This window comes from Thiorhodovibrio litoralis (genome assembly GCF_033954455.1).
GTDB lineage: Bacteria > Pseudomonadota > Gammaproteobacteria > Chromatiales > Chromatiaceae > Thiorhodovibrio > Thiorhodovibrio litoralis.
In genome coordinates this window covers 3,340,634-3,358,102 of record NZ_CP121473.1, presented here as the reverse complement: position 1 = coordinate 3,358,102, position 17,469 = coordinate 3,340,634, and the positions used below count along the sequence as shown (strand labels likewise).

The window sequence follows — 17,469 nt, the reverse complement described above, 5'->3', positions numbered from 1 at the left end:
CTCAAGCTTGGTGCGATGACCAAACAGCTGGAAATTGATCTGGGGGCGCGGGCGTATCCGATCTTCATCGGCCCGGGCCTGCTGCGCGAGCCAGACTGTCTGCGGCCCCATATCCGCGGCCATCAGGTCATGGTCGTCAGCAATACCACAGTGGCGCCGCTGTATCTTGACAGGCTGCGCGCGGCCCTGGGTGATTTTCAACTGGCTGAGCGGATTTTGCCCGATGGTGAGGCCTACAAGGAGGTCGACACCTGGCACGGGATTTTTGATGCCCTGCTCGAGCAGCGCTTCGCGCGCGACTGCACCCTGATCGCCCTCGGCGGCGGCGTGGTTGGCGATATCACCGGCTTTGCGGCGGCTTGCTACCAGCGTGGCGTGTCCTTTGTTCAGGTGCCGACCACCTTGCTGGCGCAAGTCGATTCCTCTGTCGGCGGCAAGACTGGCATCAACCATCCAGCCGGCAAGAACATGATCGGCGCCTTTCACCAGCCGGTGGCGGTGATCGCCGATACCGACACTCTGAGCACACTGCCTGAACGGGAGCTCGCGGCCGGCCTGGCCGAGGTAGTCAAATACGGGCTGATCCGCGATCCGGAATTTTTCGACTGGCTCGAGGCCCATGCCGAGGCGCTGTTGGCGCGCGAGCCCGCGGTGCTGGCGGAAGCCATTGAGCGCTCCTGTCGCAACAAGGCCGAGGTGGTCGAGGCCGACGAGCGCGAGCTCGGCCAGCGCGCGCTGCTCAATCTCGGCCACACCTTTGGTCATGCGATCGAGGCGGGCCTCGGCTATGGCGCATGGCTTCACGGCGAAGCGGTGGCTGCCGGTATGGTCATGGCGGCGGAGCTCTCGCGCCAGCTTGGCTGGCTCAACGCGGATGCTGTCGCGCGTACCCGCGCCCTGCTCGAGCGGTTCGCTTTGCCGGTTGCTCCGCCTCCAGCACTCAGCAGCCAGCGCATGCTCGAGCTGATGGCGGTGGATAAGAAGGTTCAGGCCGGGGCGCTGCGGCTGGTGCTGCTGAAGGCCATTGGCACCGCGCTGGTGACCAGTGATGTCTCAGCCGAGCAGATTGGCGCCAGTATCGATGCACTGCGCCCGCTGGAGCGACTCGCAAGCTAAGGATAGAAACCACGCGGCAATTCCGCGGAGCGGCCCCGTGGCAACTTACTCCGCGCGCTGCAGCGCTTCGTAACGGCTGGCGAAGACCCGCTCGCGTAGGCGCTCGGCCTCGTCCTGGGACTTGAGTAGCGGACCGTCCTGCCAGCCTTGACTGGCGTGGTCGAATACCGAGAAGCGATAGCCCTTGCCGACCTTGAACACCTTGGACACATCCTGCCCAGCTTGCGCCATGGCTTGCAGTTTACTGAGACCGCGAGGGGCACCCGCGCAATTGCGCGCCGTGGCGGTGAGCTGCTCGGCCGATGGACCGGTGTTGGCTTCGGCTGCGGTTTCGGGAGGCGCGCCGGCAGGGGGTTCGGCCGCGGTGGGTGGCTTGCTGGCAGCGGACAAGGGGCTGCTGTGCGCATCGACGCTCGGATGGAAATCGAACTGGTTGTTCTGAATCTCACCCTGGATGTCAAACTCGACCGACTTGAGCCCCGGTAGCCGGGAGAGCAGATAGCCAGCCATCAGCATGCCGAGCTTCTGGTTTTCGTTCTCCAGCGCGGTCAGCAGTTTGTCGGCGACAATCTGCCCGCGCTGCACCTGGTCGGGCGCGTCCACCCAGTCGCGGCTCATCTGCCAGCCGTTATCCATATCGCGGTCGAGCTGGTCGAAAAAATCACCGGCCTGCGTGAGCAGTGACTCGGGGACATTCAGGCTGTAGACCTGGTCTTCAACAATGGCTTCGAGGATCATGCGTCAGTCTCCAATGCGCCTGTGTTCCTATCTTGTCTGACTGATGATAAGGACGCCCGAGCGCCATGACCACCACCCAGACGAGGTACTTCGCCCGATGCTGCTGACCATCCCGGAACTGCTGAACCGGCCCCAGCTCGACAAAGTGCGCGAGGTGATCGAGGGCGCTGAGTTCGTCGACGGCAAGCTGAGCGCCGGATTTGCCGCTGCGCGCGTCAAGCACAATCAGGAACTCGCCGGTGAGCGAGCGCGCATGGAGCGGCTGGCACGCATCCTGATGCCGAGCCTCGGCCATCACCCGGCCTTTCGCTTTGGCGCGCTGCCGCACCGGGTGGCGGACTTCATCGTCGCCCGGTACGAGCCGGGCATGACCTATGGCGCGCACATCGATGATCCCATCATGGGAGCGAGCGGGCCGCGCTTTCGCACCGATGTGTCGCTGACGGTGTTTCTGAACGCACCAGAGGACTATGACGGGGGCGAGTTGACCATCCGCACCAGCTTTGGCGAGCGCGCGGTCAAGCTGCCCGCCGGCCATGCGGTGCTCTATCCCTCAGCCAGCCTGCACTGGGTCGCGCCCGTCACGCGCGGCCAGCGCCTGGTCGCCCTTACTTGGATTCAAAGCTACGTGCGCGACCCCGCTCAACGCGAGCTGCTCTCCGAATTGAACCTGGCGCGCGAGCATCTGCTCAAGGACGCGCCCGAGGCCGAGCACACTGCCTATGTGGATCGGTCCTACAACAACCTGCTGCGCATGTGGGCAGAGTTATAATTTCAGCGGATCTATCAATCGCCCTTGGTGCCCTGCTTGAGTAAATCGCCGAGGGCATCGAATGGCCGGTGGGTGGTGGTGCTGGTCTGGCTGCCCGCGGATGCTCCGCCCGGCGCGCGGCCGGAGGCGAGCGCGGCCAGGTGCTCTTCGAACTTCTGATGCTCGTTGTCATGGCAGTACAGGCAGAGTAATTCCCAGTTGCTGCCGTCGGGCGGGTTGTTGTCGTGGTCCATATCCTTGTGATGGACGGTCAGCTCGCGCAGGTTTTGCTGATTGAACTCCCGACTACAGCGCCCGCAAACCCAGGGGTAGAGCTTGAGCGCCTGGGCGCGATAGCCGGCGGCACGGTCGTCGCTGGCGCGCCGCGCGCTGGCGACGATCTGATCGAGCTTAGCTGTATCGATGGGCTTGCCGGTTTTGGGATGACGAGCTTGGGGCATGGGGCCCTCCGTGAAGATGCCGCGCCTGGGAACGAATATGCCACCGATTTTAGAATCTCTTGGCGCGGGTTGCCAGTAGCAGCGACTCGCTAGCCTCGGGAGGGCAGGGCACTGCGCGGATGGCGCTTGGCGAAGAGCGGATCGCCGGAAAAGGATTGTCTGAACGTGTCTCTTCGGTTAAAGTTCCCGGCTGCATTGAAACCGATTCCCCGCGGGCCGCTGGCATCAGCAATCGTCTATCGATCGCATCAGGAGAATCGATTTTCGTTTAAGTCAGCGGCCGGCTATCCTTGTTCCGATTCCCATCTCGGATTTGAGGCGTCGGCAGGCCGAAGCAGACGCAAACAGACCACAGGAGCTGAGCATGAGTAAAAAAGGTTACGACGCCGGTGTGAAAGAATACCGGGACATGTACTGGACGCCGGACTACGTCCCCCTCGACACCGACCTCCTCGCCTGCTTCAAGTGCACCGGGCAGCCTGGTGTACCCCGTGAGGAAGTAGCCGCCGCCGTCGCCGCCGAATCCTCCACCGGCACATGGAGCACCGTCTGGTCAGAGTTGCTGACCGACCTGGAGTACTACAAGGGCCGCTGCTACCGTATCGAGGAAGTACCCGGCGACAGTGAGTCCTTCTATGCCTTCATTGCCTATCCGATCGATCTGTTCGAAGAGGGCTCGGTCGTCAACGTGCTGACCTCGCTGGTCGGTAACGTATTCGGCTTCAAGGCCCTGCGTCACCTGCGCCTGGAAGACATCCGCTTCCCGATCGCCTACATCAAGACCTGCGGCGGTCCGCCGGCCGGCATCCAGCTCGAGCGCGATCGCCTGAACAAGTACGGCCGTCCGCTGCTGGGCGCCACCATCAAGCCGAAGCTCGGCCTGTCTGCGAAGAACTACGGTCGTGCCGTCTATGAGTGCCTGCGCGGCGGTCTGGACATGACCAAGGACGACGAGAACGTCAACTCCCAGCCCTTCATGCGCTGGCGTGACCGCTTCGAGTTCGTCGGCGAGGCCATCCAGAAGGCACAAGCCGAGACCGGCGAGCGCAAGGGCCACTACCTGAACGTCACCGCCGCGACGCCGGAAGACATGTACAAGCGCGCCGAGTTCGCCAAGGAGGTCGGCTCGCCGATCATGATGCACGACTTCCTGACCGGCGGCTTCACGGCCAACACCGGCCTGGCCAACTGGTGTCGCGAGAACGGCATGCTGCTGCACATCCACCGCGCGATGCACGCCGTCATCGACCGCCATCCCAAGCACGGAATCCACTTCCGCGTGCTGGCGAAATGCCTGCGTCTGTCTGGTGGTGACCACCTGCACACCGGCACCGTCGTCGGCAAGCTCGAAGGCGATCGCGCCTCCACCCTTGGATTCGTCGACCAGTTGCGCGAGTCCTTCGTGCCGGAAGATCGCTCCCGCGGCGTCTTCTTCGATCAGGACTGGGGCTCGATGCCCGGCGTCTTCGCCGTTGCCTCGGGCGGCATCCACGTCTGGCACATGCCGGCGTTGGTGACCATCTTCGGCGACGATTCCATGCTGCAGTTCGGTGGTGGTACCCAGGGTCACCCCTGGGGCAACGCCGCTGGCGCCGCCGCCAACCGTGTTGCGTTGGAGGCCTCGGTCAAGGCTCGCAACGAGGGCCGCGAGATCGAGAAGGAGGCCCGCGATATCCTCACCGAGGCGGCGCGCCACAGCCCAGAGCTGGCCATCGCTATGGAGACCTGGAAAGAGATCAAGTTCGAGTTCGACACTGTCGACAAGCTCGACGTGAACTAAGTCAATGGCGAGTGGCTGGTACCTCGTACCTAGCCACTTCCTCGGATCTCGGTCCAGACCTTCCTTCGACGCAGATTTCAGGAGAACCGCAACATGCCTTTTCAAAGCACCACAGGCGATTACCAGACCAAGCAGACGCTGGAGACCTTCGGCTTTCTGCCGCCCATGTCGCAGCAGGAGATATACGACCAGATCGCGTACATCATCGCTCAGGGCTGGACGCCGGCCATCGAGCACGTCCATCCTAGCAATGCCATGGATGACTACTGGACCATGTGGAAGCTCCCGTTCTTCGGCGAGACCGAGCTCGACAACGTCGCCGCTGAGCTGGAGGCCTGCCATCGCAGCTACCCGGATCATCACGTCCGCCTGACCGGCTACGACAACTACACCCAAAGCCAGGGCTCGTGCTTCGTGATATTCCAGGGGCGCGGTTGATCTTTTGCAGAGCAGGCCGCCTCAGGACTCGAAGGGCCCCTCAGGTGTACCTATCCAAAAGCACCTGTGCCGGAGGCGCGCCGTGCTCGGCGCTGGCCGCTGCCGGCGCGTGAATGCCGCCGATGTCGATCACCGCGTATCCGCTGTTCGAGCACCTCGCCGGAGGTGCTCTTGGTCTAGCGGATGATCGCCCGTCCGGGCCCCATTTGAGTTCCGACTTCAGCCCCGGCACGGAAAGCGGCACTGGCCCGCAAGCTGGTCCCGCGGCTGGCATCACCAGCAAAGGCCGCGCATCCGGCCCGCAATTGCAGAAACAGACAACGGATATCACGATGGCAAGCAAAGCGAACCTGAAAACCAGCGGTCGCGAGGCCGCGCTCGCCCGTCGCCGCGCACTTTCCACCGGCGGTAAGACGAAGGCGAATGCCACGACCGCCGAGCGCAGTCGCGGCGCCCCGGCGCGCCAGCGCGTGAGTTCCGACGGATCGTCTTCCCAGGGCGCTCAGCCTTCGAGCACGCCGGGCTCTTTGGCCCAGCCGTCTTCTAGCCGGCCGTCTCCTGGCCAGGCGCATTTGAGTCAGTCGTCCGCAAGTCAGGTCTCCCCTGGCCAACTTTCCCCCGGCCAACTTTCCTCAGGCCAACTTTCCTCAGGCCAGCTTCAGGCGCGATCAGCCAATCGTGCCAGCTCCACGAAACGGTCGGCGCAAACCAGTGCATCAGCCGCACGCGCCCGGCGTGAAGCCTTGTCACGGCAGGGCCGCCGCGCGGTCAAGGCGCAGGATCGGGTGCGCTCCAAGGAAACGGCACGCGTGTCCGCTTCGGCCACTGCATCGCCCGCGCCGGATGCCGGCCCCCCCCAGAACGGTCCTACGGCGCCAGTTGATCAGGTTCGGTCGTCGGCCAATGCATCGACTGTCGCCAATTCCGACACCGGACGCTCCCGCCTTGGAGCCAAATCGGGCACCAAATTTGGCACCAAATTGGGCGCAAGTCCCCGCGCGAGCCGTCGCGATGCGACCTTGGCCACCAAACCAACCGGGCGCATGGTGGCGCTGGCCCGTCGCACGGCCCAATCCGGACGCGGCAAGGCCGCCAGCAACCAACCAACCTCGGCGGCCGGTCTGGCGCGTCAGGCCAATCCGAAACTGTCCGGGCGCGAGCTGGCCCAGCGGGTGCGCGCGCAGCGCAGCCACAACGGCGGTGCCGGTGAGCCCAAATCCGCGCCGACGGGTCGGGTGCGGCGTAATGGCACGGCTGGCGGCGCCACTGACCAACATTGGAAGGTCGGCCTCAGCGAGACGGCGGCTGGCCAGTCCGTCACTGGCACCCGCGTTGGTCGCAGCATCAAGACCACGGGTGACGAGCCCAGCACCTGTCGCAATGTGACAGGTACCGAATACATGGGCGCCGATATTTTCCGCGAGTTCTGCCAGAGCGAGCCGCAGCGGGGTGTGCCGAAAGTCGGCGTCAGCCCGTCCGGTCATGGCAATCGCATCACAGGTAACGAGGTGGGCCGGTCCAATCGCGTGACCGGCGATGAGCCCGGCAGTTGCAAGCGTGTGACCGGAACCGATTATCTCTCGCCCGCCCATTTCGAGGCCTTCTGCGACACCCGGCCAGAGCCCGCGAGCGGGCGTCGCACCGGGCTGGCGGCAACCCAGGGCGGTCAGTCGGTGTCTGGCACCCAGGTTGATCGTTCGGTCAAGGTGACCGGAGACGAGCATGGCGCTGGGGTCAAGACCACCGGCACGCAATACACCAACGTCGAGAGCATTGCCGAGGGCATCCCGCCGCGTCAAGGCAGCGCGCGATCGGGGCAAGGTGCCGCGCCGGCCAGCAAGGTTCCGACTAAGGTTCCTGGCAAGGTCGGCGAGTCATCGACGCTTTCTGGTGGTCGCGTGACCGGCACATTGGTCGGACGCTCCACGCACGTGACTGGCGACGAGCCCGGCAGCTGCCGCGCTGTCACTGGCGATGAATACCTCTCGGGTGAGCAGTACGAGCACTTCTGCAACACACGTCCCGCCCCTGAGCCGGCCAAGGTCGGCGAATCCAGCACCGCGCACGGCCAGCTTGTCTCGGGCACCCAGACGGGGCGTTCAACGCGAGTCACCGGCGATGAGCCCGGCACCTGCAAAGCCGTTACGGGTACGCCTTATGCCGGTATGGAGCAGGTCGAGGAGTACTGTCCGCCCGCAGCGCAGCAGGCGGCGCGTGAGCGCATGATGCCGATGGCGCGTCGCTCCGCAAATGCCGGCATGACTGGTCAGGGGCCAGGCGTCGGCGGGCCGATTACCGGTGATGAGCGTGGTGCTTGCGAGCCTCTCACGGGTACCCCTTATGTCGGGGCCGATCAACAATCCGCTGTTTGCGCGGCGGATGCCGCAGTGCAACCGGGGGCGCGCAGCATGGCCGCAACGCCAGATGAGCCCGATTTTCCTCAGGCAATCGGTGGTGCACCTTGGCAGCAATTCAGCGTCAACTCCCCGGCGCGCCTGGCCGACCATGATCGCGCTGCGCGCAGCGGGCCTGTTACCGGGACTAGCAGCGAGATGGGCGGGCGGATTACCGGTCCCTTTGGGATGGCCAGTGGCAAGATCACAGGCACCGAGGATTTTCGTTTCGGCAAGTCCAAACCCGCCGCTGTGGCAGCTGCGCGGGCAGCAGCCAGCGAGGGTAAGCCAGCAACGGCGAGCGCTTCTCGGGTGACAGGCGAAGGGCAATCGGCAGGGTCAAAAATCACCGGTGATGACTGGGATCGTGGCGAACATGTGACCGGTACTGAGGGCGCCTGGGCCAAGCGGCGCAATCCGACGCGATCCGGTCCGATGTCCGTGATGCCGCCAATTGAGCGCAAGCGCAACGAAGAAACCCCGGCTCCGGTCAGCCGTGTGACGGGCAGCAGCGGCAATACCGAGCGCGGCTCGCTGATCACCTACTCCGGTGGGGCGCGCGGCTAACCGCCGCCGCGTATCGGTATCAGGCCCTCTGCAGCCATCATGTTAGGTCGCCAGCGACAATCGCCACGGGTGCGCAGTCTGCGGACCGCGCCAGCCGCTTCGGCACGTCCGCGCCCGGTTGCGAGCCCCGATGCTATGGCGTCGGCGGCTGATCCGGTGGGCACTCTAGCCTCGGCGACCGAGCAGTCGAGCAGAGCGCTGCCACGCGGTCGCGCTGCCGAGGATGCAGCGCGTCGTGCTGCCGCGGCTCGTGAGCGTTCAGCATCGGCTGAAAAGCGCTCGCGCAAGGCAGGCAAGACGGGGATGGTTCGTCCGCGGCGCCCGGTGACGACAAGTCGGTCGCCGGCTGCTGCGGTCACAGCGAAACAGCAGCGGTCATCCGCCGGGATAGGCGGGGCCGCCAGCACAACGGTCGGCACAAGAGCCAGTTCAAGAGGCAGCACAAAGTCGGGCGCAACAAGGGATACAGTTGGTCAGGCTTCAACGGTATCGGCATGGTCGGGCTTGACTCGCCGCTCAGCGAACCCCAGCCAGCGCTTGCATCCGCTGACGGATACGCGCGCCAACGACCGGCTATTCGACTACGAGTCGCGGGTCAAGGACGCCTTTGACCGCATCGTGCCGGTGCTCAAGCAGGTCGCGGCGCTGCAGTGCGAGGCGCGCTTCGAAGAGCGTGCGATCGACGTCATTCGCGCGGAGCTTGGCTACGAGCTGCCCGCCGAGGAAGTCGAACATGCCTGGGTGCAAGGCCTCGACATGCGCCGGTTGTTCGCGCTCTCGGTGTTCAAGACCTACCGTCGCATTAGTGATGAGTTTTACGCCGATGATCCGCTCGGCGGGCGCGACACGCGGGACTTCGATCAGTTTTTGCAGGACTGTGGCTTTCACCTGCTGGATGTCACGCCCTGCGCAGACGGGCGCCTGGCGCATGCCATCAGCTATGTGCTGCGCCTGCCCTATGCCGCAGTGCGGCGCAAGTCCTACGCGGGCTCGCTGTTCGACGTGGAAAATACGGTCCAGAAGTGGGCTGAGACGGAAATGTTGCGTTTTCGCGAAGGACGGCCGAACACCGCCGATGCGCCAACCCGCTATCTGAAGACGGTCATGTACCACTTCAGTTCGGTCGATCCGGCCCATCAGGGCTGCGCCGCGCACGGCTCGGATGATGAACTGGCTGCGCGTTCGGGCCTCGAGCGGCTGCAGGCCTTTCAGCAGGCCATCGAGAACACCTATTGCTGTGGTGCTTCGGTTGACCTGCTGCTGATCGGCTTGGACACCGACACCGATGCCATCCGGGTGCATGTGCCGGATCATGACAGTCACATCGATTTAACCCGTTGGGTCGATGCGCAAAAAGTTTATGAGATCACCCGCGGCATGGCGCCCGAGCAGGCGCGGCAGCACATTCTGGAGCTGGTGCGCGCTCATGCGGCAGAGCAAGCCCGGGTGAGCAATGCTGAAGCAACGACCGATGGAATGTTGCAGCTGATCGCGCGGCTGATTGAAAACAACATTTCGCAAATCGACTATGTGCGTGGCTACCACCAGGGTGGCTATGCGGATATCGGCCATGCCGAGCGCTTTATCGGTGCCGGCATTGGCTTTGAAGAAATTCAACTGCGCAATCTGACCTACTTCGCCTATCTGGCGACGGTCGAAGAAGGCGCGGCCGACATGGACGTGGGCATCAAGATTTTTTCCGGGCTCAATGTGAGTCGCGGGCTGCCGGTGCCGGTCATTGTGCGCTACGACTACCACGGAGGCGTGCCGGGTGCGCGCGAGCGCGCGGTGGAGCATTGCGAGCGCATCGCGCAGGCGCTGAAGGCGCGCTATCCAAAGCTGTGCGCCGATGGTCTGCTGCACTGCCTCCGCGCGGTGCGCGACTGCGACGCCGGTGCGCCCATCGAGGTGGTCGGCTGCTCGCTGCAAGCGCCCGCTGCGGCGGCGCACTGAGCGCACTCAGGACGCGCGGAGCAAACGGATATGAAAATTTGCAAGGTGCTCAAGCCACTGGTGTCGACTAACCGCATCGCCGGGTTTGAGCACAAGCATCTGCAGGTGGTGCTGGACGGCAGCAGCAAAATGGTGGCGGTCGATGCCGTTGGGGCGAAACCGGACGATTGGGTGATCTGCGTGGGCAGCTCGGCGGCGCGCGAGGCCGCTGGCAGCAAGGAGTACCCGAGCGATCTGACCATCGTCGGCATTATCGACGACTGGAATCCGGAGAGCTGAGCGGCTCTTCGCTGATGCTGCACTGGCGCTGGCACCGAGATGGATATTTTTCAAGTCGTCGACACCCTGGTTTGCACGCTGCGGGTGTCAGGACTGGATCATTGCAGTCTGCGGGTGCTGCGGGATGCGAAGGGTAAATTGCAGGTTGCGACCGACCCCGTCGGGGTGCGGCCTGGCAACTGGGTTTTTACGGTGAACGGATCGGCCGGGCGTTATGCGATGGGAGATCCGAAAGTTCTGACCGATCTGACCATCGGCGGAATCATTGATGATTGGGAGAGCGAAGCGATCGCAACAGCAGCGGCCGCGGCCGCAGCGCCCCAAACGCGCTAATCCGGGCGACCGGATCTGTTTGAGAGAGCCCGTTCGAGCGGATCTGGTCGAGCGAATTCGGAACAGTTAACTCAGACGAGTTGCAACGAGGAGACACGAAAATGGCAGGCGAGAACTACGGTATCGCGCTGGGTATGATCGAGACCCGTGGTCTCGTGCCAGCGATCGAAGCGGCCGATGCAATGACCAAGGCCGCCGAGGTGCGGTTGGTCGGGCGTGAGTTTGTGGGTGGCGGCTATGTCACTGTGTTGGTGCGCGGCGAGACAGGTGCCGTGAACGCTGCCGTACGTGCCGGGGCCGATGCCTGCGAGCGCGTGGGCGATGGTCTGGTGGCCGCGCATATCATCGCGCGTCCGCACCCCGAGGTGGAGTCAGTTCTGGAGGCCAGCGGTCAGCAAAGGCGCTAACGCCTGACTGACGCGCGCAACTGGCCGCAATTTTTCAGCTTTTCTTTTGAGCGTAGATAGACGGAGAAACACAATGGCGAACGAAACCATGGGTATTGCTCTTGGCATGATCGAAACGCGCGGTCTGGTACCGGCAATCGAGGCGGCGGATGCGATGACGAAAGCGGCGGAAGTGCGTCTGATCGGTCGCGAATTCGTCGGCGGCGGCTATGTTACCGTCCTGGTGCGGGGCGAGACCGGTGCCGTCAACGCAGCCGTGCGTGCCGGCGCTGATGCCTGCGAGCGAGTCGGTGACGGCTTGGTTGCCGCGCACATCATCGCGCGTCCGCATCGCGAGGTTGAGCCTGTGCTGCCGACTGGCGGTCCTGCTGCCTAAATCCCTTCCGGAGTCCAATGCCAGATTGGTTTCGGCCGCTGTGCCGGCGGGCTTGTCAGCACGATGAGCCCGTCAGCGCAGATGAGCCCGGCACCGCAATGGCACTGCCACTGGATTTGCTCACAGCAGCCTTGAAATGATGCAACAGCAACGGGTTCACCCCCGCACTCTCGGGTATCTCGGGCGCGCACTCAGCCTGGAATACTCGGCCGTGCAACAATACATGACTCAGGCTGCGATGGCGGAAGCCTGGGGCCTGCGTGAGGCGGCGGATCGGTTTCGCACCGAGACGGTTGAGGAAATGCGCCATGCCGAACGTATCGTCAAGCGCATGCTCGGCGTTGGCGTTGTTCCCAATGCGTCGCAATTGCGCCCGGTGGCCGTGGCGGATAGCCTGGTCGGGCTGCTGCGGCAGGATGCCGTGCTCGAAGCGGAGATTGTCGCACTCTATGATGAGGCCACCCGGTTTTGTCACAGCATCGGCGAAGTCGAGAATGCCGAGTTCTTCCAGGGACTGCTAAACGACGAGGTTGCACACGCCGATGAGGTCAATAGCTGGCTGAAAGACCTGGGCACGGGGCAGGCAAAGGGATGGGATGAGCGCGCCTACTTCTGAGACTACATCCGGTGACAATGCATCCGGTGAGAATGAAACGGGGGCCGCATTGCAGGGCGCATCAGCCGAGGCACCTGGCCGCCAAGCATGGACCCGGCAGGAACGCCCGCTGCGACTGGAGCGGCGTCTGGAGTTTCCGGACTACGAAGTTACCCGGGTCTTTCTGGAACGCTCGGGAGCCTTGTCTGAGGAGATGGACATCTTCCCAAATCTCAGCTTTGGCCGTACCTACGTTAATCTGACGCTGTTCGCGGATGATGAGTCAGGCGAGCTCACCGAGCAAGCGCTGACCTTTGCCGAACGTGTGGATCGACTGCTTGATGCCGAGCCGATCGCTCCGAGTTGAACGGTCATCTACCTGACTGTGAAACAGCAGCTTCAACCTCCGGGGCGGTGCCGCACCATGAGCCTGAGTTGCGGCTGGTTTTGCTGGGCATCATTCTGACGCATCGACAGCTGTCCTGACTGTCACCGCTGTTGTGAATTCCATCGCAATTTCTCATTTTCACGCGCGCAAGCCGCGCTTTTCGAGGCATTTGCCATGTCCGAGACGACCGCGTCCACCTCTACTGAGACCGCTGCGACCGCTAAGCCGCAGTCGAGCACTGCAAGCACGCGACGCAAATCTGCGGCATCGGCTCGCAGTGGCGGCGCGACCCCTGGTCCGGCACTCGACCCAAAGCGCACCGATGCCTTCAGCACCAGTGCGCGCGTTTGGCCGGACTGACACCGGCTTGACGTGCCCAAGCGGCTTTTAAGAGCTTCCTGGTCGATGCGCGTCTGGCGTCACTGATGCCGCGAAAAATCGTGATCAAGGGCGCGCTGTCCGATCAAGGTCTGGGCAGCTCGGGCGCGGATTATCTGGTCCGTCACTGCACGCTGCGCCAGCTCCAGCTGCTGGAAGCCATTGTGCGGCTCGGCAGTTTTACCCGCGCGGCCGAGGAGCTCTTCCTGACCCAGCCGACGGTCTCAATGCAGATCAAGAAGCTATCGGAGTCTATCGGCACACCGCTGTTTCATCATGTCGGGCGCAACGTTGAGCCCACCGATGCCGGGCGCGAGGTGTATGCCGCCTGTCGAGGAATACTCAATGGTCTCGCCAATCTTGAGACCAAGCTCGCCGACCTGAAGGGCCTGCGCCGCGGGCGCCTGCGTCTTGGCGTGATTACCACGGCCACCTATGTCGCACCGGAAATTCTTGGCGCCTTCTGTCAGCGTTACACCGGCATTGATGTGTCGTTGAATGTGACCAATCGCGACCAGCTGCTCGAGCGGCTGTCGGCGCAGGATGATGACCTCTATGTGATGGGGCAGCATCACGACCTTGGCCATGAGGTCGATGCCGTGCCCTTTGCCCCCAATCCGCTGGTGATGATCGCGCGCAGCGACCATCCGCTGGTCGGACAGTCGAACATTCCGATGAGCCGCCTGGCCGATGAGAATATCCTGTTGCGCGAGCCAGGTTCCGGTGTGCGCGACGCGGTGCTCAGGCATTTCGCCGCCGCCGGAGTCGAGCCCCGGGTGCGAATGCAGCTTGGCAGCAGCGAGACCATCAAGCATGCGATCCTCGGCGGTTTGGGGATCTCGGCGCTGTCCCTGCACTCGGTGCGGCTCGAAAGCGGCGGCGGGCGCTTCGCGGTGCTTGATGTTGAGGGCTTTCCCATTCGCAGGCGCTGGCACATCGTCTACTCCAGCGCGCGCGAATTATCTCTGGTAGCGCGCACCTTCCTTGATTTTGCCATTGCCAGCGAGCCCGACATCCGTGCTCAGCTCAATGAGGCAATGAACGCACTGATATCGGTTTCGGGCTTGGCCAATGACGATGCGTGAGGAACAGGACTGCTTTCCCTACCCGGTTGCGCGCATCGGTATCATCGGTGGCGGGCAGCTCGGGCGCATGATGGTGAAGGCGGCCAAGCAGATTGGCTGCACCTGCACGGTGCTCGATCCAACACCCAATTCTCCCGCCGGTCAGGTCTCCGGCCATCAGATTGTCGCTAATTATCAGGATGCGGCCGCGCTGCGGGAGCTGGCCGAGTCCAGTGATTTCACCACCTTCGATCTCGAGGACATCGACAGCGCCATTCTGGACGAACTCAGCCGCGAAGGGCGGCCGATTTTTCCGCATCCGCGGCTGCTTGCCGTGGTGCAGGACAAGCTGCGGCAGAAAGAGGCGCTGGCGGGCGCTGGCGTGCCGGTGGCCGAGTTTCGCGCCATGCCGGAGCCAGATGCCAATCTGTGCGCGGCCTTCGGTTATCCGCTGGTGCAAAAGGCCAGACGCGGCGGCTATGACGGGCGCGGCGTGGCGGTGCTGCGTGGGCCTGAGGATTTCAGCCACCATCTGCCGGTGCCATCGCTGATCGAGCGCTTTGTGCGGGCGGCCAAGGAGCTCGCTGTCATGGTCGCGCGCGGTCGCGATGGCGACTGCCGCTGCTACCCGGTGGTGGAAATGCGGGTGTGCCCGGAGCAGAATATCCTCGATTGGTTGCTGGCCCCAGCGCGCATCGATGCCGAGACAGCCGCAGCGGCCGAGCGACTCGCAGTCAAGACCGTCGAGGCGCTCGACGGCGTGGGCATTTTCGGCATCGAGATGTTTCTGACAACGCACGGGGAGCTTTTGGTCAACGAGGTGGCACCCCGTACCCATAACTCCGGACATTACACCATCGAGGCTTGCGTAACCGATCAATTCGAGCAGCATCTGCGCGCCATCGCCGGTTTGCCACTCGGCGCAACCGACCTGATGCGCCCGGCTGCCATGGTGAATCTGCTCGGCGCGCCCGGTCACCACGGGCGCCCGGTTATTAAGGGACTGCGCGCGGCGCTGGCCATTCCTGGCGTGTCGGTGCATATTTACGGCAAAGCGGCAACGCGCCCCTATCGCAAGATGGGCCATGTGACCGTACTTGATGCCGATCTCGACCAGGCGCGGATCAAGGCCGAGCAGGTGCGCGAGTTGATCGAGATTACCGGGGAGGATCATCCATGAGCGCCGGCAACAGAAATCCCAAAGCCCGAGTCGGAATCATTATGGGCAGTGACTCGGACCTGCCCGTCATGCAGGCCGCCGCGGACCTGCTTGATGAATTCGCCATTGCATTTGAGCTAACGATTGTCTCCGCGCACCGCACGCCTAAGCGCTTGTTCGACTACGCCACCACGGCCAGCGCGCGCGGGCTTGAGGTGATCATCGCCGGTGCCGGCGGCGCGGCCCACCTGCCGGGTATGACGGCGGCCATGACAGCGCTGCCAGTCATCGGCGTGCCAGTCAAAACCTCGGCCCTCAGCGGGCAGGACTCGCTTTTGTCCATTGTGCAAATGCCCGCCGGCGTGCCAGTGGCCACTGTCGCCATCAATGGCGCGCGCAATGCCGGTCTGTTGGCGGCGAAAATGCTTGGTATCGCTGATCTTGGAATACGTGCGCAGGTGGAACAGTTCGCCGCACGCATGGAGCAGCAAGTGCTCGCCAAGGCAGCCGCGCTTGAGGAAGGCAGGCCCAATATCGCAAGCTGATTTGCGCAATGCATGTCAGCATTTCCAGCAGAGTTGGAGCGGGCAGGCTAGAATCCAAAAGCAGGCGGGTTGTCTGAGCGCGGGCTCTTTGGTTTCAGCCGACAAGATGGCTTGCACCAGGGCGCGTCGTTTTGATTCGGACCGCCGGGCCGTAAAATGACTTGCCCTGACTTTTTTGTGATTCAGCAGCGGAGTTCCTGATGGACATTGCCGAGCTTCTGGCCTTTAGCGTAAAAAACAAAGCTTCAGACTTACACTTGTCCGCCGGTCTCCCGCCGATGATCCGCGTCGATGGCGACATGCGCCGCATCAATGTGGCGCCGCTTGAGCATCGTGCCGTGCATGCGCTGGTCTACGACATCATGAACGACAAGCAGCGCAAGGACTACGAGGAGTTCTTGGAGACAGACTTTTCGTTCGAGATTCCTGGCGTGGCGCGCTTCCGTGTCAATGCCTACAACCAAAAGCGCGGCGCGGCAGCCGTTTTCCGTACCATCCCGTCCGAGGTGCTCACGCTTGAGCAACTCGACGCGCCGCAGATTTTCAGGGATATCGTCGAAGTGCCGCGCGGCCTGGTGCTGGTGACGGGCCCCACCGGCTCGGGCAAGTCCACCACGCTGGCGGCGATGATCGACTTCCTGAACAAAAACCGCTACGAGCATATCCTCACCATTGAGGACCCGATCGAGTTCGTGCATACCAGCAAACGCTGCCTGATCAACCAGCGCGAGGTGCATCGCGATACCCTGGGCTTCAGCGAGGCGCTGCGCTCGGCCTTGCGTCAGGACCCGGATATCATTCTGGTCGGTGAGATGCGCGACCTGGAAACCATCCGCCTAGCGCTGACCGCCGCCGAGACCGGCCATCTGGTGTTCGGTACACTGCACACCAGCTCAGCCGCCAAGACCATCGACCGTATCGTCGATGTGTTCCCCGCCGCCGAGAAGACCATGGTGCGGTCCATGCTGTCTGAGTCCCTGCGCTCGGTCATCTCCCAGACCCTGCTTAAAAGACCAAACGGCGGGCGGATTGCCGCGCATGAGATCATGATCGGCACCCCGGCCATTCGCAATCTGATCCGCGAGGATAAGGTCGCGCAGATGTATTCGTCCATTCAGACCGGCCAGGCCCATGGCATGCAGACGCTCGATCAATGCCTGCAAGAGCTCGTGCGCAAGGGCTTGATCAAAAAGCACGATGCGCGCGCCAAGGCGATGAACAAGGAGACCTTCAACTAACAGTTGGCGGTTCCCTCAGCGTCATGGTCTCGACCACCCTCCATCCGCGGTGCGGTGTTCCGAGACCAACCCGTCAGCGAGTCGCTAATCGCTGCTGGCGGACCCGGCAGGCTCAAAGCGCAGAGACACCGAATTGATGCAGTAACGCAGTCCGGTCGGTTTTGGGCCGTCCGGAAACAAATGGCCGAGATGTGAGCCACATTGGCGGCAATGCACCTCGGTGCGAACCATCCCATGGCGATGGTCTTCCTCGCAGGCGACAGCATCCGCATCAATGGCGTCAAAATAGCTCGGCCAGCCGGTGCCGGAGTCGAACTTGTGCGCGGAGTCGAACAGGGGCGCGCCACAGGCCACGCAGGCATAGCGCCCGGCGCCCTTATGGTCCCAGTAGGCACCGGTAAAGGCCGGTTCCGTCCCCTGCTGTCGGCATACCCGGAATTGCTCTGGCGTGAGTTCCTGCTGCCATTGCTCCTCGGATTTTTCAATTCGCTCAGTCATCGTTCTAGCCTC

18 protein-coding genes and 1 pseudogene are annotated in these 17,469 nt (G+C 63.3%); 16 read left to right on the top strand and 3 right to left on the bottom strand.

Annotated features, from left to right (window positions below; genetic code table 11):
* Positions 1-15 precede the first annotated feature (15 nt).
* On the top strand, positions 16-1,116 hold the full coding sequence (aroB, locus tag Thiosp_RS14895) for a 3-dehydroquinate synthase (RefSeq protein WP_201065400.1): 1,101 nt from the start codon (positions 16-18) through the stop codon (positions 1,114-1,116).
* Positions 1,117-1,161: 45 nt separating this feature from the next.
* Here the strand turns inward: aroB and Thiosp_RS14890 are convergent, their stop codons facing one another.
* Complete coding sequence (locus Thiosp_RS14890) at positions 1,162-1,854, bottom strand: hypothetical protein (RefSeq protein ID WP_201065201.1); 693 nt, start codon at positions 1,852-1,854, stop codon at positions 1,162-1,164.
* A 97-nt stretch (positions 1,855-1,951) separates the two neighbouring features.
* Here Thiosp_RS14890 and Thiosp_RS14885 point away from each other — a divergent pair, with 97 nt between their 5' ends.
* The gene (locus tag Thiosp_RS14885) at positions 1,952-2,626 is read left to right on the top strand and encodes a Fe2+-dependent dioxygenase (RefSeq protein WP_201065205.1); all 675 of its coding nucleotides are present in this window, start codon (positions 1,952-1,954) and stop codon (positions 2,624-2,626) included.
* A gap of 14 nt (positions 2,627-2,640) precedes the next feature.
* Here Thiosp_RS14885 and Thiosp_RS14880 read toward each other — a convergent pair whose 3' ends face one another.
* Positions 2,641-3,066 carry a YajD family HNH nuclease gene (locus Thiosp_RS14880; RefSeq protein WP_201065207.1) on the bottom strand — a complete coding sequence of 142 codons (426 nt, stop codon included), beginning with the start codon at positions 3,064-3,066 and terminating at the stop codon, positions 2,641-2,643.
* A 364-nt stretch (positions 3,067-3,430) separates the two neighbouring features.
* Here Thiosp_RS14880 and Thiosp_RS14875 point away from each other — a divergent pair, with 364 nt between their 5' ends.
* From Thiosp_RS14875 to Thiosp_RS14810, 14 genes and pseudogenes are all read left to right on the top strand, one after another.
* Complete coding sequence (locus tag Thiosp_RS14875; protein ID WP_201065210.1) at positions 3,431-4,846, top strand: form I ribulose bisphosphate carboxylase large subunit; 1,416 nt, start codon at positions 3,431-3,433, stop codon at positions 4,844-4,846.
* Positions 4,847-4,939: 93 nt separating this feature from the next.
* Positions 4,940-5,284 (top strand): ribulose bisphosphate carboxylase small subunit, encoded by a 345-nt coding sequence (locus Thiosp_RS14870; RefSeq protein WP_201065213.1) that lies wholly within the window; start codon positions 4,940-4,942, stop codon positions 5,282-5,284.
* A gap of 743 nt (positions 5,285-6,027) precedes the next feature.
* A pseudogene (locus tag Thiosp_RS14865) lies at positions 6,028-8,244 on the top strand (CsoS2 family carboxysome shell protein); the annotation flags it as partial.
* Between the two features lie 504 nt (positions 8,245-8,748).
* Complete coding sequence (locus Thiosp_RS14860) at positions 8,749-10,197, top strand: carboxysome shell carbonic anhydrase (protein ID WP_242518402.1); 1,449 nt, start codon at positions 8,749-8,751, stop codon at positions 10,195-10,197.
* 30 nt (positions 10,198-10,227) lie between these two features.
* The gene (locus Thiosp_RS14855; RefSeq protein ID WP_201065215.1) at positions 10,228-10,476 is read left to right on the top strand and encodes a carboxysome peptide A; all 249 of its coding nucleotides are present in this window, start codon (positions 10,228-10,230) and stop codon (positions 10,474-10,476) included.
* Between the two features lie 39 nt (positions 10,477-10,515).
* Positions 10,516-10,809 carry a carboxysome peptide B gene (locus tag Thiosp_RS14850; RefSeq protein ID WP_201065218.1) on the top strand — a complete coding sequence of 98 codons (294 nt, stop codon included), beginning with the start codon at positions 10,516-10,518 and terminating at the stop codon, positions 10,807-10,809.
* Positions 10,810-10,910: 101 nt separating this feature from the next.
* A complete protein-coding gene (locus Thiosp_RS14845; protein ID WP_201065221.1) occupies positions 10,911-11,216 on the top strand; it encodes a BMC domain-containing protein in 306 nt (101 codons plus the stop codon).
* Between the two features lie 73 nt (positions 11,217-11,289).
* A complete protein-coding gene (locus Thiosp_RS14840) occupies positions 11,290-11,592 on the top strand; it encodes a BMC domain-containing protein (RefSeq protein ID WP_274607899.1) in 303 nt (100 codons plus the stop codon).
* 136 nt (positions 11,593-11,728) lie between these two features.
* Complete coding sequence (locus Thiosp_RS14835; RefSeq protein WP_201065224.1) at positions 11,729-12,208, top strand: ferritin-like domain-containing protein; 480 nt, start codon at positions 11,729-11,731, stop codon at positions 12,206-12,208.
* Positions 12,189-12,554, top strand: coding sequence for a 4a-hydroxytetrahydrobiopterin dehydratase (locus tag Thiosp_RS14830; RefSeq protein WP_201065226.1), 366 nt, complete (start codon positions 12,189-12,191; stop codon positions 12,552-12,554). Before Thiosp_RS14835 ends, Thiosp_RS14830 begins: the two co-directional genes overlap by 20 nt.
* 446 nt (positions 12,555-13,000) lie before the next feature.
* Positions 13,001-14,038, top strand: coding sequence for a LysR family transcriptional regulator (locus Thiosp_RS14825; protein WP_242518409.1), 1,038 nt, complete (start codon positions 13,001-13,003; stop codon positions 14,036-14,038).
* Positions 14,025-15,197: a 5-(carboxyamino)imidazole ribonucleotide synthase gene (locus tag Thiosp_RS14820; protein ID WP_201065230.1), complete on the top strand. Its 1,173-nt coding sequence runs from the start codon at positions 14,025-14,027 to the stop codon at positions 15,195-15,197. Before Thiosp_RS14825 ends, Thiosp_RS14820 begins: the two co-directional genes overlap by 14 nt.
* Positions 15,194-15,721: a 5-(carboxyamino)imidazole ribonucleotide mutase gene (gene purE, locus Thiosp_RS14815; RefSeq protein ID WP_201065233.1), complete on the top strand. Its 528-nt coding sequence runs from the start codon at positions 15,194-15,196 to the stop codon at positions 15,719-15,721. Before Thiosp_RS14820 ends, purE begins: the two co-directional genes overlap by 4 nt.
* 200 nt (positions 15,722-15,921) lie before the next feature.
* On the top strand, positions 15,922-16,959 hold the full coding sequence (locus Thiosp_RS14810; RefSeq protein WP_201065236.1) for a type IV pilus twitching motility protein PilT: 1,038 nt from the start codon (positions 15,922-15,924) through the stop codon (positions 16,957-16,959).
* Between the two features lie 84 nt (positions 16,960-17,043).
* On the opposite strand, the gene msrB is transcribed toward Thiosp_RS14810, so the two are convergent.
* Positions 17,044-17,457 carry a peptide-methionine (R)-S-oxide reductase MsrB gene (gene msrB / locus Thiosp_RS14805; RefSeq protein WP_201065239.1) on the bottom strand — a complete coding sequence of 138 codons (414 nt, stop codon included), beginning with the start codon at positions 17,455-17,457 and terminating at the stop codon, positions 17,044-17,046.
* Positions 17,458-17,469: the final 12 nt, after the last annotated feature.

Excerpts from the sequence above, each read along its gene's own strand:
- Thiosp_RS14855 (WP_201065215.1), top strand. The coding sequence starts at position 10,228 with ATGAAAATTTGCAAGGTGCTCAAGCCACTGGTGTCGACTAACCGCATC.
- Thiosp_RS14890 (WP_201065201.1), bottom strand. The coding sequence starts at position 1,854 with ATGATCCTCGAAGCCATTGTTGAAGACCAGGTCTACAGCCTGAATGTC.
- Thiosp_RS14850 (WP_201065218.1), top strand. The coding sequence starts at position 10,516 with ATGGATATTTTTCAAGTCGTCGACACCCTGGTTTGCACGCTGCGGGTG.
- purE (WP_201065233.1), top strand. The coding sequence starts at position 15,194 with ATGAGCGCCGGCAACAGAAATCCCAAAGCCCGAGTCGGAATCATTATG.
- Thiosp_RS14835 (WP_201065224.1), top strand. The coding sequence starts at position 11,729 with ATGATGCAACAGCAACGGGTTCACCCCCGCACTCTCGGGTATCTCGGG.
- Thiosp_RS14870 (WP_201065213.1), top strand. The coding sequence starts at position 4,940 with ATGCCTTTTCAAAGCACCACAGGCGATTACCAGACCAAGCAGACGCTG.
- Thiosp_RS14885 (WP_201065205.1), top strand. The coding sequence starts at position 1,952 with ATGCTGCTGACCATCCCGGAACTGCTGAACCGGCCCCAGCTCGACAAA.
- Thiosp_RS14820 (WP_201065230.1), top strand. The coding sequence starts at position 14,025 with ATGACGATGCGTGAGGAACAGGACTGCTTTCCCTACCCGGTTGCGCGC.
- Thiosp_RS14825 (WP_242518409.1), top strand. The coding sequence starts at position 13,001 with ATGCCGCGAAAAATCGTGATCAAGGGCGCGCTGTCCGATCAAGGTCTG.
- Thiosp_RS14840 (WP_274607899.1), top strand. The coding sequence starts at position 11,290 with ATGGCGAACGAAACCATGGGTATTGCTCTTGGCATGATCGAAACGCGC.
- msrB (WP_201065239.1), bottom strand. The coding sequence starts at position 17,457 with ATGACTGAGCGAATTGAAAAATCCGAGGAGCAATGGCAGCAGGAACTC.
- Thiosp_RS14845 (WP_201065221.1), top strand. The coding sequence starts at position 10,911 with ATGGCAGGCGAGAACTACGGTATCGCGCTGGGTATGATCGAGACCCGT.
- Thiosp_RS14810 (WP_201065236.1), top strand. The coding sequence starts at position 15,922 with ATGGACATTGCCGAGCTTCTGGCCTTTAGCGTAAAAAACAAAGCTTCA.
- aroB (WP_201065400.1), top strand. The coding sequence starts at position 16 with ATGACCAAACAGCTGGAAATTGATCTGGGGGCGCGGGCGTATCCGATC.
- Thiosp_RS14830 (WP_201065226.1), top strand. The coding sequence starts at position 12,189 with ATGAGCGCGCCTACTTCTGAGACTACATCCGGTGACAATGCATCCGGT.
- Thiosp_RS14875 (WP_201065210.1), top strand. The coding sequence starts at position 3,431 with ATGAGTAAAAAAGGTTACGACGCCGGTGTGAAAGAATACCGGGACATG.
- Thiosp_RS14880 (WP_201065207.1), bottom strand. The coding sequence starts at position 3,066 with ATGCCCCAAGCTCGTCATCCCAAAACCGGCAAGCCCATCGATACAGCT.